This window comes from Rickettsia asembonensis (genome assembly GCF_000828125.2).
Lineage (GTDB): Bacteria > Pseudomonadota > Alphaproteobacteria > Rickettsiales > Rickettsiaceae > Rickettsia > Rickettsia asembonensis.
Genome location: NZ_JWSW01000036.1, coordinates 1 through 13154 on the forward strand (window position 1 = coordinate 1; position 13154 = coordinate 13154).

A 13154-nucleotide genomic window follows, 5' to 3' on the forward strand; every position below is an offset into this window, starting at 1 on the left:
AATAAATCGGAAGTAATTATATGTCCAACCAAAATAAAAAGAGCCTACCTGAACTCGTAGCAAAATTTACTTCAAAAGAAAATTTAGAAATTCTGAAAATTGAGATAGCAGAGTTGCTAGAAAAACCTTTGAAAAAGAGAGAGCTCAACGCAATAGAGGAAACGCTTAGCAGAACTAGAAGCAATATTTGGTAGCTAAGTATAGATATCATCGATGAGCAAGCATTGCTTTATTTATATCATTCCTACTATTTAATATTTTAAGTTGTATTTATGTATACCATGGTCAAACTACGGTATGACAGGAGAGAATAAATACTAGTCAAATGGTTTCACTATAACCATTATTACTGCAACAATCATACAAATAGCTGGAATCTCATTAACTATACGGTAAAATTTTTCTGAATGGACATTCTTGCCATTTGCAAAATCTTTTCGCCATCTTGCAAGTAAACCGTGAAATATCATTAAAATTAACACTGCAAATATTTTAACGTGAAACCAAGTATCAAGAGCAATAAACCCGTAAATATGAGCATTTATTAAACCAAATATAAATGTGCTAATCATTGCCGGATTCATAATGAACCTGAGTAATTTTAGCTCCATCACTTGTAAGGTATTATCTAGCTCACTACCTATTTTAGCTTTGGTATGGTAAACATATATTCTAGGTAAGTAAAGAAGCCCTGCCATCCAACATATAGCAGATATCAGATGGACTGACTTAAACCATAGATAGTAACTTGCCATTCTTTTCCTTGTTAATTTGTTAATTTACATAAACATTTAGTAAATTCATTTGGACATATTCTTGTACTAGAGCTACTCGTAACTAAATTAGTATCAACCTTATTAATAAATTGTAGCAATATATTTGTCAAACTATTAATAAAAATTTTATTTGTTCCAAGTGTTGGAATTCGGATATATTGAATTTCATATTTATCTGCGATTAATTTATATTCAATATCAAGTTCTACTAGTGTTTCAACATGCTCGGATACAAAGGATATAGGTACGATAATTATGTCCTTTTTTAACTTTCCTGCTAGCTCTATTTCATCTTCCGTATTCGGTTTTAACCACTCTACAGGTCCTACTCTACTTTGATAAGTTATCTTATAATCTAGATCTTTTATATTTAATTCTTTAACTATTGCTTTTACTGTTTCTTTTATCTGAAAACTATAAGGATCGCCTGCTTTTACTATTTTTTCAGGTAACCCATGAGCAGAAAATAATATACGAAAATTTTTATCGTCATCGTATAGTTTTTCCTTAATCAATGAAACATGGCTTTTTATAAAATCTTCTTCTAGAGGATAACAACAAATTGTTTTAATTGGAATATCAATATCAAAGTTTTGTAAAAAATTTTTAACCGAAGATCCTGTCGTAGTACTTGAAAATTGAGGATATAGAGGCAATAATATTATTTCGCTTGGATTATATTTTTTTATTTGATTTATTACTTCTCTAGCAAACGGTGCTGAATATCTCATATTTATAAAAATAGCGAAATCTTCTTTTATGAGTTTCTTTAGTTTTTCGGTTAGTGCTAATTTCTGCTCCTCTGTTTCCTGAAGTAAAAAAGATTTATCACCGATTAAAGAATAAATTTTTTGAGATTTTCTCTCTCTAGTAATAGAAATTATTTTTGCAATAATATAGCGTAATGGATTCGGTAGATTAATTATAGCTTTGTCATAGAATAAATTAAATAAAAAAGGTTTTACGGATTCAAGGTTTTTTGGACCGCCTAAATTAAAAAGTACTATTGCTATTCTTTTCTTCATATAACTTAACATATTCTGTCAAAAACTCTACATTTTCCGGAGGTGTTTCAGGCAAAATACCATGCCCTAAATTAAAGATAAAACTCTTTCCTTTCATTGTCTGAAGAATTTTATAAGCTTTTTCTTTGATAATTTCTTTATTAGTTAATAATACGACTGGATCTAAATTACCTTGTACTATTACTTTATCACTCCACTCTTTCATTTTTTCAAGAGGGACCATTTGATCTACGGCTAAAATATCTATAGGTACTTCTTTTATAAATTTTTCGTACAATAATCCCGCTCCTTTAGGAAAAGCAATTATAGGAATTTTTGGAAAAGCTTCTTTTACTTTTAATATAATTTTTTTTGTTGGCTCTATTACAAATTCAGTAAACTCCTCTTCTCCAAGTACTCCTGACCATGAATCAAAAAGCTTTAAAACATCTGCTCCTGATTTTGCTTGATTTATAAGATGATCAGCTGTTTTTTCCGTAATAAAATTTAATAATTCTTTAGCAAGTATTTTATTTTCATATATAAATTTTTTGCTTGTTTTAAAATCCTGTTTTCCTTTTCCTTCTAGCATGTAACTCATCACTGTCCAAGGACTACCTACAAATCCTATTAAAGAAGTGGTAGAAGGTAATTCTTCTTTTACTTTTTTTATTATTTCATAAACTTTCTCTAATTTACTATTCGGATTGCTTTGTAGATATTTAAAATCTTCTTGTAATTTGAACTGCTTTAATATAGGTCCTATGTTTTCTTTAAAATCTACTTCCCATCCAAGAGCATGAGGTAAAACTAATATATCAGAAAAAATAATAGCTGCATCAAATCCATAACGTTTTATCGGTTGTAAGGTTACTTCCGTTGCTTTATTAACATCATAACAAAAATCTAGAAAATTTTTTGTTGTTTCTCTTACTTTTTTATATTCCGGCAAATATCTACCTGCTTGACGCATAAACCAAATAGGTATCTTATTACTATTTCCTTTTAATGGATTTATAATTTGCTTCATACTATTACTAAAAATATTAAATTAATAAATATATTTATTATTTGTTGTTTATGTAAACAGAATTATGTAGATTAAATGTTTTAAACAGAGTTATCAACAAAATTTTCTTAAAAATATCGGTATTTTTAATTATAATTCACATAAGTTTATATGAATTTATACAAGTGGATAATTAAGTGTAAAATTCGTTTATAGCTTAGAAAAGACTATTTTTTCAAAGGAAAATGAGATTTATTCACAATTTTATCCACAAACTATTTATTTAAAAGAAAATACACTAGATTTACTTGATTTAATAAGGATTTGAGGAAATTTTTAATAGATTTTAATAGGAAAAATAATAAGTTATTAAAAAATTTATCCACAATTACATGTGTAAAGTATGACAAAGCTAATTATTCACTTGGTTTCAGACTCTTCCGTGCAAACTGCAAAATATGCAGCAAATTCTGCTCTTGCACAATTTACTTCCGTAAAACCAAAATTATATCATTGGCCAATGATTAGAAATTTAGAATTGCTAAATGAAGTATTAAGTAAAATAGAATCTAAACACAGGATAGTATTATACACGATTGCTGATCAAGAACTCCGAAAAGCTTTAACGAAATTTTGCTATGAATTAAAAATTCCATGTATTTCTGTAATAGGTAAGATTATTAAAGAAATGTCTGTTTTTTCAGGTATTGAAATAGAAAAAGAACAAAATTACAATTATAAGTTCGATAAAACTTATTTTGATACGCTCAATGCTATAGATTATGCCATAAGACATGATGACGGACAAATGCTTAATGAGTTGTCGGAGGCCGATATAATATTAATAGGTCCTTCTAGAACTTCTAAGACACCGACTTCCGTATTTTTAGCGTATAACGGTCTAAAAGCTGCCAATATTCCTTATGTTTATAATTGTCCCTTTCCTGATTTTATAGAAAAAGACATAGATCAATTAGTAGTAGGACTTGTTATTAATCCAAATAGATTAATAGAGATAAGAGAAGCTAGGTTAAATTTATTGCAAATTAACGAAAATAAGAGCTATACAGATTTTAATATAGTACAAAAAGAATGCTTAGAGGTTAGAAAAATTTGTGATCAAAGAAATTGGCCGGTAATTGATGTGTCAACTAGATCAATAGAGGAAACAGCAGCTTTAATAATGCGGATATATTATAATAGAAAAAATAAATATAATAAATAAAAAGATTTTCATTATTTACAAGTAGAAGCCTGTACTTTATAATTTTATTTATAAATATAGATGTTGTCCATATGAATATGAAAACAACATTATGTCATTCCCGCGTAGGCGGGAATCTAGGGTAAAGCGAGATAAATTAAGCTTTTCAAAAAATTTTAAAGTACTGGATTCCCGCTTCCGCGGGAATAACATAAAAGCCATATGGACAATACTACAAAAATACAAAGGAGAAATTATGGCAGATAAAGTAACGGATAGCTCTTTTAAAAAGGAAGTATTAGAATCGGATTTACCGGTACTGGTTGATTTTTGGGCAGAATGGTGTGGACCATGCAAAATGTTAACACCGATAATAGATGAAATCAGTAAAGAATTAAAAGGCAAAGTAAAAGTACTTAAAATGAATATTGATGAAAATCCTAACATTCCTTCAGAATACGGTATTCGTAGTATTCCAACGATAATGTTGTTTAAAAACGGTGAACAAAAAGATACTAAAATAGGTTTACAACAAAAAAACTCTCTTTTAGATTGGATTAATAAATCTATTAATGGTTATGTCACTTAGCCATTCAAAAGTATTTATAGAAATAACAAATGGTTATGTAGAAGGTATAGATACTCATAAAAGAGCTCAAGGTTTAAAGCATTTTTTCTTGAAAAAAGGGGTTTCTCTTTCTCCAAATATACCTATATTAAACGATATTAACTTTTCTTGCCAAGAAGGAGAAAAAATAGCTTTTATAGGAAGTAACGGTTCCGGAAAAAGCTCTCTTTTGAAGCTAATCGCCGGAATATATCCGTTAAAATCCGGTACGGTTAAAGTTCATGGTGATATTGCTGCAATTATAGATATGGGAGTCGGTTTTGAGCCGGAACAAACCGGTCGTGAAAATATAAAAATGTTGATGCTATATAATAATATGTTAGATAAATATAGCAGGAAAATTGAAAAGGAGATTATAGATTTTTCGGAACTAGGTAATAAAATCGACTTACCGATAAAAAATTATAGTTCAGGAATGTTATCACGACTTGCTTTTTCTGTGTCAATATTTCAAAATCCCCAAATTTTATTACTTGATGAGGTTTTTGCGGCAGGAGATAGCCATTTTATAGAAAAATCTCTTAATTTAATGAAAAGTAAATTTAAAAATACCCCTATTTCGATAATAGTAAGTCATCAAGAAGAAATTATAAAAGATAATTGCGATAGATGTATTTTATTAAAAGACGGCAATATTATAGGTGATGGTACACCATCGGAAATGTTTAAAATCTATAGTAAATCACCTTAAATTAGGAGAGATTTGTAAGAAATATTTTATTTTTTTAAGAATATGTCGAATACCGCTAATGCTAACCCATTTACGGTATGAGATATATTTTTTAAAAATTAAAAGATAAAATAGAAATCGCACCTAATTTAAGGTGATTTACTATTACAACCAACAACAAGGAAATTCATAAATGATAAAGTATTTTTTTTCTAAAAAATACTGGCGGGCAATAGCATTACTAGTTAAAGCTTCTATAATTAGGCAAAATAAGGATTCTTTTTTAGGTTCTTTATGGGGCTTAATTCAGCCTTTTATTCACATAATGGTAATTTCATATTTTTTCGGTTTTTTATTAAGACAACCGAGAGAATTTATGGTAATGAACTTAGTCGGCGGTATTCCTTTATGGAGTTTTATAATAAGCAGCCTAACGATTTGTTCAAGTTCTTTAGTTACACGTGATCAAATAATAAAAAAAGTTAGAATTTCTAAGACTTTTTTTCCTGTTGCGGATAGTTTAGGGCAATTATATACTTTAATTTGCTCATTTTCGGCAATGTATTTTGCTTTTATTTTATTATTTCCAGAAAAATTTTCTTGGCAAATAATATTTATGCCGATATTAATTTTGCCCTTAATAATATGTGTGATTAGCGGTTCTATCGCAGTAGCATTTTTAACGCCGTATATTCGAGATATACCACAAATGTTGAGCGTTATTCTTGGAGTTATTTATTGGAGTATACCGATAGTTTATCCTTATTCACTAATTCCGGAATCTAAAAAAATATATTTTGAATTTAATCCGTTCTTTTTAGTTATAAGGCCCGTACAAGCGTTGGTGATTGACGGAACATTACCGGATATGATGCTGATAGTTAAGTCTATTATAGTTGCATTTATTACTGTTTGTATCAGTTATTTAATTTATAGACAATTTTCTAAAAGAGTTATTTATTACTTATGAAACTTGGTTTTAATCTAGATTTTAATGAATTAGATTTAACCGGACTTAAAAAATTAGATCAAATATTTTTAGATTATCTCTTTAAAGCCGATAAATCTTTGCATAAAGATTTAATGTTATTTAGATCGACTCCTCTCTCCATTATTCCACAAGATTATTCCGAATTTTTATTAAAAATCTCTCCTCATTTAGACGATTTTTTAGCAGAGTTATTTTGTATTTCAAAAGAAGTAACGATATTAAGGCTAAAACATAAAGATTTTGATATTATTTATGAATGTAAAAGAAAATTTGTTCAGCGTATTGCCGTAAAAAAATACCCATCGGAAAAAATAAAAGATATTGATTTTGAAGATGTGTATTTAAAGTTAACTGATTTAATAGGTACGAATTTTACCTCTAAAGAATTTGCCAAACAAATAATTATATGGCAACAGGATGAAGAGAATTTTGCCACAGAATTAGATGTAGCCGCTAGGTATGCAGCATGCAGGGTTTATTCGTGTGAGGGTGTCATTCCGCGGCTTGACTGCGGAATCCAGAAAGAATTTAAAAAAGACTGGATCCCGTGGTCAAGCCACGGGATGACAGTGGCAGATGACATCCTATTCAACCTCCCTCAAAAACTAGATAAAGAAAATCTAATAGATAATAAAAAAATATCTAAATATCAAAAGAATCAACGGTTAGATTTTGACTATACAGATTCTTTTTTAAATTTAGATGAAGCTTTAAACGATTCTCATTATTGTATTTATTGCCATAAGCAGGATAAGGATAGCTGTTCCAAAGGGATAAGTGTCATCCCGCGACTTGATCGCGGGATCCAAGAAAAAATTAAAAAAGACTGGATCCCGTGGTCAAGCCACGGGATGACAACCGGCTGTCCCTTAAAGCAAAAAATTTCTGAGATGAACTATGTTAAGGCACAAGGCTTCAACTTAAGTGCCCTCGCTATTATTGTTATTGATAATCCGATGGTAGCGGCAACGGGACATAGAATTTGTAATGATTGCTCTAAAGCTTGTATTTACCAAAAGCAAGATCCGGTAAATATCCCGTTAATAGAATCAAATATTTTAGAAGAAACGCTTAAATTACCTTACGGTTTAGAGATATATCTACTTCTTACTCGTTGGAATCCGCTTAATATTTATGCTCCGCTTCCGAAAAAACCTACTAATTATAATATTTTAGTTACCGGTCTTGGTCCTGCAGGTTTTAGTCTTAGCTATTATTTATTACGGTCAGGTCACAATGTCATGGCTATTGACGGCTTGAAAATTACCCCTTTACCTTTTAACGTTCATAAGCCTATAAAACTTTGGCATGAATATAAAAATTTGTTATCGGAAAGAATACCGAGAGGATTTGGAGGAGTAGCGGAATATGGGATTACTGTTCGGTGGGATAAAAACAACCTTGATATATTGAGGTTAATACTCGAGAGAAATAATAATTTCAAATATTATGACGGGGTAGCTTTAGATTTTAATATAACGCAAGAACAAGCTTTCGATTTGGGTTTTGACCATATAGCTTTTTGCATTGGAGCAGGTCAGCCGAAAATTTTAGATATAGAAAATTTTGAAGCTAAGGGCGTAAAAACAGCTTCCGATTTCTTAATGACTTTGCAAAGCGGAGGAGCATTTTTGAAAAATTCTAATACTAATATGGTAATTAGAACGCCGATTGTGGTAATAGGCGGCGGTCTTACTTCCTTAGATGCAGCAACGGAAAGTTTATATTACTATAAAAAGCAAGTAGAGGAATTTGCCGAAAATTATATAGAAAAAGATTTAACGGATGAAGATAAAGAAATAGCTGAAGAATTTATTGCTCATGCAAGATTATTTAAAGAAGCTAAGAGTAATGAAGAATTAAGAAAGGTTTTTAATAAGCTTGGAGGAGCTACTGTTTATTATCGTGGAAGATTGCAAGATTCGCCGGCATATAAATTAAATCACGAAGAGCTAATATATACATTAGCACTCGGTGTTGATTTTAAAGAAAATGTGCAACCTTTAAGGATTAATGTTGATAAATACGGTCATGTGGAATCTGTGGAATTCAGTGTCATCCCGTGGCTTGACCACGGGATCCAGAAAAAATACCATGATAATATTATGGATCCCGTGGTCAAGCCACGGGATGACACTGTCTTAATCAAAGCCAAAACCGTGATTATGGCAATCGGTATAGAAAATAACACTCAATTTGATGAGAATAAATATAGTTATTTCGGTGATTGTAATCCTAAATATTCGGGAAGTGTAGTGAAAGCTCTTGCTAGTAGCAAAGAAGGGTACGAGGCTATTAATAAAAGACTTATAAATAATGTCCCTAGCTTTAAAAATAGTTATAAAGATTTTTGTACACAGCTTGATTATTTGCTAACTTCTAGGGTTAATAAAATAAATATTTTAGATGATAAAACTTTTGAGTTGATAATTCATTCGCCGCTTGCTGCTAAAAATTTTAAGTTTGGACAGTTTTTTCGCTTACAAAATTATTCTGAAGATGCTTCTAAGTTAATAGAGCCGGTAGCCTTAAGCCCTACAGATATTGATGTAGAAAAAGGTTTAATTAGATTTGTAATTTATGAAGTCGGTAAATCTACTAGCTTATGTAAAACATTATCTGAAAATGAGAAAGTAGTTTTAATGGGACCGACAGGCTCGCCGCTAGAAATACCTCAAAATAAAAAAATAGTTATTGTTGATTACGAAGTAGGTAATATAGGCTTATTACAAGTTCTAAAAGAAAATAATAATGAAGTTATATTTGTTACCTATCATGATATAAAAATCCGTAAATTAGTTTCAGTGGATATAGTAATAATTAATGCTTCTCCTGACATAATAGAAGAATTGCAAAGCCTAAAAAATGAAATATTCGGTGAAAATACGGAGCTAATAGTTAGCGTTAATTCATCAATGCAATGTATGATGAAAGGAATCTGCGGACAATGTATACAAAAGGTTAAAGGAGAGCAGAAATATATTTTTGCATGTATTTGTCAAAATCAAAAAGCAGAAATAATTGATTTTAAGAGCTTAAAAACTCGTTTACGCCAAAATTCTTTACAAGAAAAAATTAGCAGCTAATTCATCCATGATTTAATAGCTTCAATTAACTCTTCTAGTTGTTTAGGTGACAATTCACCAATTTTTTTTTGAATTTTATCACTTCTTATAGCACTAATTTTATCAACCATAATATGAGATTCTAAATTAAGACCATTAAGCTTTGTAGGAGTCAATAACAGGCGAAAAGTTGGGGCATCTATTAAATCCGTTGTTAGAGGGCAAACTGTTATACTGGGATGATTTTTATATAAATTAGATTGAACAACAACAGCGGGGCGAGGTTTACCATAATCTCTGGATATTACACAAGCAACAATATATCCTTTTTTAATTTCTATTATTTCCATTCATCTAGCCAACTTTCTTCATTGTGCTTTAACCACAAATCGGCATCAGGATTGTTTTCTTTACTAGCTAATAAGGATTGACGTCTAGCTTCTTTGGTTAGGTCTGAATTTTCTAGTTGTTTAAGATAGATACGTATTGCTTCACTAATTATCCAGCTTTTGCCACGGTGTAAATCATGAGCTGCTTTTTCAAGTTTTTTACTTAAATTTATTTCTAAACGTATACTAGTTGTAATACTTTTGGTCATTTTTATCCTTTTTAATAAATTAAAATAACTCTGCTTATAATATTTAATTGTAACACATTGTGTTACACATTGCTAGTTAAATAAATTCACTTCTCAAAACGACAAAATGCTCTACTACTATCTTGATTAAGAAAATCGATAATTTGCATTACTATAGAATTATTTTTATATTTCTCGGCAACTTGTTTAATACGTTCAGCAAAATTACCTTCACCTGAGAAGATTTCTTCGATAGCCTTTAAGGCACTTAAAGAGTCTGCTTTATCAAACCTTTTTCTATTCATTCCGATTAGGTTTAAGCCTTCAAGCACCGCACGTTTACTACTTACAAGCCCGAATGGTATTACGTCTGCCCCGACCGGTGATAGCCCGCCAATCATCGAATATTCACCGATTCTAGCATATTGATGTACGGCAGATAGCCCGCCGATTATTGCGTAATCACCCACCTCAATATGACCTGCTAGGCTTACGTAATTAGCAAATACTACATTATTGTCGATTTTACAATCATGACCGATATGAACGCCGACCATAAATAAATTATTATTTCCTACTCTTGTCACCATTCCGCCGCCTTGGCTTCCTGCTTGTACCGTAACATATTCTCTAATAGTATTATTAGAGCCGATTATCGTGTTTGATCGCTCATTAGCATATTTTAAGATTTGCGGAGGTTGACCGATTGATGCAAAAGGGTAGATTACAGTGTTTTCACCGATTTCAGTAATCCCTTCAATTACCACATGAGATTTAAGCTCGACATTGTCATGAAGCACAACTTCAGGACCTATAATACAATACGGTCCAATTTTTACGTTTTTACCGAGCTTTGCCCCTTCTGCGATTAAACTAGTAGGATGTATATTAGAATTTGACACTATATCCCTTACGATTTATCTTTAATCATTGCGGTAAATTTACTTTCTGCAGCCGTTTCACCTTCAACCGTAACCGTACTTGAAAATTTCCATACGTTAGCTCTTTGCTGCTCAATAACAGCGTGGATATGCATAGTATCACCGGGCTGAACGATTCTCCGAAATTTTGCATTTTCGATAGCCATTAAAAACACTTCTTTATTCTTAGTAGAGCCTAACGATTTAGCAACTAATATAGCAGCAAGTTGTGCCATAGCCTCAACCATTAGAACGCCCGGCATAACAGGTCTTGCCGGAAAATGTCCTGTAAATTGCGGTTCGTTAACGGTAACGTTTTTAATACCTTTTATTGATTTGTTAAGATCAATTTCAAGTACCCTATCTACTAATAAAAATGGATAGCGATGAGGTATTAAATCCATGATTTCGGTAATATCTATGATCATTTATTTACGTCTCTTCTTTAATATAAATTTTTTGTCATTGCGAGCGGGCATTGTTGCGTGGAACGGTTTTTCCGTCATTGCAAGAAGAATTACGCAGTAATTCGACGAAGCAATCCAGTTAAAAAATTCTGATTTACAGAATTTTTTTAATTATTTTCTAGATTACCGTGTCGGCTACGCCTCCTCGCAATGACGATTAGGTGTCCACGCAACAATGTCTCCTCGCAATGACGACTCAGTATTTTTTCAATAGCAAACTACTTTTTTAATTTGCTATTAGAGGTCTTTACTAATTGTTTCATAATAATAGATTGTCTATGCCAATCCATGATAGGAACTGCAGGGCTACCGCCGACAATTTTACCTGCCTCTATATTTTGTGCTACACCGCCTCGTGCCGCTACCTGTGTCCCGTCGCCTATATTTAGGTGTCCAGCGATTCCTACTTGTCCTCCAAGAGCACAATATTTCCCTATTGTGCTACTTCCCGCTATACCTGCTTGTGCTACGATAATAGAACCTTTGCCTATTTTTACACCATGTCCTATTTGCACTAAATTATCTATGCGGCATAAATCTTCTATAATAGTATCTTGAAGTGAACCTCTATCAATAGTAGTATTGCTACCGATTTCAACATTATTGCCGATTTTAACTATACCTATATGGAATATTTTATGATGTACGCCTTTTTCGGTAGAAAACCCAAACCCGTCCTGTCCGATTTTTGCACCTGCAAGTATTACTACCTCATCACCTATAATTGTATAATTTATTGAAACATGTTGTTCTATTCTAGCGTTTCTGCCGATATTTACACCTCTACCTATAAAACTTCCGGCTTCTATAATACTATTATCACCTATAATAACATCGTCTTCAATAACTACATTGTGACCGATATAACAATTTTTTCCGATAGTCGCCGAATCTGCAACAATAGCGGATTTCATTATTTTAGCAGGGTATGATTTAATAGGAGTATAGAAAAAATCTATTAATTTGTCGTAAGCAAAATATGAATTCTCGGCATGTATTAAAACAGTATTTGGATTTGCTCCCCCCGTAAAATTTTTCGGCACTATACAAGCAGCAGCTTTGGTAGTTTTTAAAAATTCGGAGTATTTAGGATTACTTAAAAAGCTAATATCGTTTGAAGATGCTTCTTGTAGAATTTTAATATCATGAATAGCTATATCTTCATGAATCTTAGGAGGTTCTATAATGTCGTGTAAAAAATCTATAATTGCCGTTAGTTTTCGTGGTCCTAAATTTTTATAAAAATTACTACTTACCATATGAAACTTTAAGCAAATTAATCATTAGCGACAGTATATAAGTGATAGTTTTATTATGCAACAAAATTTATAGCTCGAAAAACTCGTTCGGTGTCATACCGTGGACAAGCCACGGTATGACAGTGGTAAAACAGGTCTATGCAACAATGCCACGCGGGAATGACATAAAATGAGTCATGCGAGCAATACCAATTTCGGCATTGCTAACTAAAGAGAGATAATAATAAAAAGCTCGATGTTATTCCGTGATTTATTCACGGTATGACAGAGGTGAAATTGATCCACGCAACTATTAATATTATAGTTTATAAAAGTCACAAACATTAATTTTTATTAATATAAATTTAATATTATCTTAATCAAGGTATTGAAAATGTTAGAAATAAACAACTTAGCCTTTGTAGGTGGTGGAGTAAAAGTCATAGCGTATGCAGGGGCTCTAAAGGCATTAAAAGACAAAGATTGTTTAAAAAATGTCCAAAAAGTAGTTGGAGCTTCCGGTGGTGCAATAGCTGCTTTCTCCATAGCACTAGGATATCAACCAGAAGAAATTGAGGATATACTTAGGAAGTGTTGAGAGATAA

Annotated in this window: 16 protein-coding genes; 8 read left to right on the top strand and 8 right to left on the bottom strand. The window is 31.5% G+C overall.

Translation table 11 applies throughout. The annotated features are described in order from the left end of the window. Positions 1-20: 20 nt before the first annotated feature. Positions 21-194 (top strand): hypothetical protein, encoded by a 174-nt coding sequence (locus SB78_RS10140; RefSeq protein ID WP_199402785.1) that lies wholly within the window; start codon positions 21-23, stop codon positions 192-194. A 123-nt stretch (positions 195-317) separates the two neighbouring features. Here SB78_RS10140 and hemJ read toward each other — a convergent pair whose 3' ends face one another. From hemJ to hemE, 3 genes are read right to left on the bottom strand one after another with little or no spacing between them, the layout of a single operon-like run. After that, the gene (hemJ, locus tag SB78_RS04580) at positions 318-755 is read right to left on the bottom strand and encodes a protoporphyrinogen oxidase HemJ (protein WP_041078941.1); all 438 of its coding nucleotides are present in this window, start codon (positions 753-755) and stop codon (positions 318-320) included. An 11-nt stretch (positions 756-766) separates the two neighbouring features. Further along, positions 767-1813, bottom strand: coding sequence for a ferrochelatase (gene hemH, locus SB78_RS04585; RefSeq protein ID WP_041078942.1), 1047 nt, complete (start codon positions 1811-1813; stop codon positions 767-769). Next, positions 1770-2810: a uroporphyrinogen decarboxylase gene (gene hemE / locus SB78_RS04590; protein ID WP_041078943.1), complete on the bottom strand. Its 1041-nt coding sequence runs from the start codon at positions 2808-2810 to the stop codon at positions 1770-1772. Before hemE ends, hemH begins: the two co-directional genes overlap by 44 nt. A 382-nt stretch (positions 2811-3192) precedes the next feature. Here hemE and SB78_RS04595 point away from each other — a divergent pair, with 382 nt between their 5' ends. From SB78_RS04595 to SB78_RS04615, 5 genes are all read left to right on the top strand, one after another. Next, a complete protein-coding gene (locus tag SB78_RS04595) occupies positions 3193-4014 on the top strand; it encodes a pyruvate, water dikinase regulatory protein (protein WP_041078944.1) in 822 nt (273 codons plus the stop codon). Between the two features lie 235 nt (positions 4015-4249). Then, the gene (gene trxA, locus SB78_RS04600; protein WP_041078945.1) at positions 4250-4582 is read left to right on the top strand and encodes a thioredoxin; all 333 of its coding nucleotides are present in this window, start codon (positions 4250-4252) and stop codon (positions 4580-4582) included. Continuing rightward, positions 4572-5312 (top strand): ABC transporter ATP-binding protein, encoded by a 741-nt coding sequence (locus SB78_RS04605; protein ID WP_041078946.1) that lies wholly within the window; start codon positions 4572-4574, stop codon positions 5310-5312. Before trxA ends, SB78_RS04605 begins: the two co-directional genes overlap by 11 nt. A 172-nt stretch (positions 5313-5484) precedes the next feature. Continuing rightward, positions 5485-6261, top strand: coding sequence for an ABC transporter permease (locus SB78_RS04610; RefSeq protein WP_041078947.1), 777 nt, complete (start codon positions 5485-5487; stop codon positions 6259-6261). Next, entirely contained in the window at positions 6258-9368 is a 3111-nt protein-coding gene (locus SB78_RS04615; RefSeq protein WP_041078948.1) for an FAD-dependent oxidoreductase, read from the top strand. Before SB78_RS04610 ends, SB78_RS04615 begins: the two co-directional genes overlap by 4 nt. Here SB78_RS04615 and SB78_RS04620 read toward each other — a convergent pair. From SB78_RS04620 to lpxD, 5 genes are all read right to left on the bottom strand, one after another. After that, positions 9365-9697 carry a type II toxin-antitoxin system PemK/MazF family toxin gene (locus SB78_RS04620; RefSeq protein WP_041078949.1) on the bottom strand — a complete coding sequence of 111 codons (333 nt, stop codon included), beginning with the start codon at positions 9695-9697 and terminating at the stop codon, positions 9365-9367. The genes SB78_RS04615 and SB78_RS04620 overlap by 4 nt on opposite strands. Beyond that, the gene (locus tag SB78_RS04625; protein ID WP_040256689.1) at positions 9688-9945 is read right to left on the bottom strand and encodes a CopG family ribbon-helix-helix protein; all 258 of its coding nucleotides are present in this window, start codon (positions 9943-9945) and stop codon (positions 9688-9690) included. The genes SB78_RS04620 and SB78_RS04625 overlap by 10 nt, the downstream gene beginning before the upstream one ends. An 86-nt stretch (positions 9946-10031) precedes the next feature. Continuing rightward, positions 10032-10826: an acyl-ACP--UDP-N-acetylglucosamine O-acyltransferase gene (gene lpxA, locus SB78_RS04630; protein WP_041078950.1), complete on the bottom strand. Its 795-nt coding sequence runs from the start codon at positions 10824-10826 to the stop codon at positions 10032-10034. An 8-nt stretch (positions 10827-10834) separates the two neighbouring features. Next, complete coding sequence (gene fabZ, locus SB78_RS04635; RefSeq protein ID WP_041078951.1) at positions 10835-11272, bottom strand: 3-hydroxyacyl-ACP dehydratase FabZ; 438 nt, start codon at positions 11270-11272, stop codon at positions 10835-10837. A 257-nt stretch (positions 11273-11529) separates the two neighbouring features. Next, positions 11530-12570 (bottom strand): UDP-3-O-(3-hydroxymyristoyl)glucosamine N-acyltransferase, encoded by a 1041-nt coding sequence (gene lpxD, locus SB78_RS04640; RefSeq protein ID WP_041078952.1) that lies wholly within the window; start codon positions 12568-12570, stop codon positions 11530-11532. A gap of 41 nt (positions 12571-12611) precedes the next feature. Here lpxD and SB78_RS11505 point away from each other — a divergent pair, with 41 nt between their 5' ends. Both SB78_RS11505 and SB78_RS04645 read left to right on the top strand, forming a co-directional pair. After that, positions 12612-12743 (top strand): hypothetical protein, encoded by a 132-nt coding sequence (locus tag SB78_RS11505; RefSeq protein WP_277813960.1) that lies wholly within the window; start codon positions 12612-12614, stop codon positions 12741-12743. A gap of 200 nt (positions 12744-12943) precedes the next feature. Then, on the top strand, positions 12944-13147 hold the full coding sequence (locus tag SB78_RS04645; RefSeq protein ID WP_081420956.1) for a patatin-like phospholipase family protein: 204 nt from the start codon (positions 12944-12946) through the stop codon (positions 13145-13147). The last annotated feature ends 7 nt before the right edge of the window (positions 13148-13154 follow it).

Bases quoted from the DNA above. Each gene is read 5' to 3' on its own strand.
- SB78_RS04595 (WP_041078944.1), top strand. From the start codon at position 3,193: ATGACAAAGCTAATTATTCACTTGGTTTCAGACTCTTCCGTGCAAACT.
- SB78_RS04605 (WP_041078946.1), top strand. From the start codon at position 4,572: ATGTCACTTAGCCATTCAAAAGTATTTATAGAAATAACAAATGGTTAT.
- SB78_RS04625 (WP_040256689.1), bottom strand. From the start codon at position 9,945: ATGACCAAAAGTATTACAACTAGTATACGTTTAGAAATAAATTTAAGT.
- hemJ (WP_041078941.1), bottom strand. From the start codon at position 755: ATGGCAAGTTACTATCTATGGTTTAAGTCAGTCCATCTGATATCTGCT.
- hemH (WP_041078942.1), bottom strand. From the start codon at position 1,813: ATGTTAAGTTATATGAAGAAAAGAATAGCAATAGTACTTTTTAATTTA.
- fabZ (WP_041078951.1), bottom strand. From the start codon at position 11,272: ATGATCATAGATATTACCGAAATCATGGATTTAATACCTCATCGCTAT.
- SB78_RS10140 (WP_199402785.1), top strand. From the start codon at position 21: ATGTCCAACCAAAATAAAAAGAGCCTACCTGAACTCGTAGCAAAATTT.
- SB78_RS04610 (WP_041078947.1), top strand. From the start codon at position 5,485: ATGATAAAGTATTTTTTTTCTAAAAAATACTGGCGGGCAATAGCATTA.
- hemE (WP_041078943.1), bottom strand. From the start codon at position 2,810: ATGAAGCAAATTATAAATCCATTAAAAGGAAATAGTAATAAGATACCT.
- SB78_RS04645 (WP_081420956.1), top strand. From the start codon at position 12,944: ATGTTAGAAATAAACAACTTAGCCTTTGTAGGTGGTGGAGTAAAAGTC.
- SB78_RS04615 (WP_041078948.1), top strand. From the start codon at position 6,258: ATGAAACTTGGTTTTAATCTAGATTTTAATGAATTAGATTTAACCGGA.
- lpxD (WP_041078952.1), bottom strand. From the start codon at position 12,570: ATGGTAAGTAGTAATTTTTATAAAAATTTAGGACCACGAAAACTAACG.
- trxA (WP_041078945.1), top strand. From the start codon at position 4,250: ATGGCAGATAAAGTAACGGATAGCTCTTTTAAAAAGGAAGTATTAGAA.
- SB78_RS04620 (WP_041078949.1), bottom strand. From the start codon at position 9,697: ATGGAAATAATAGAAATTAAAAAAGGATATATTGTTGCTTGTGTAATA.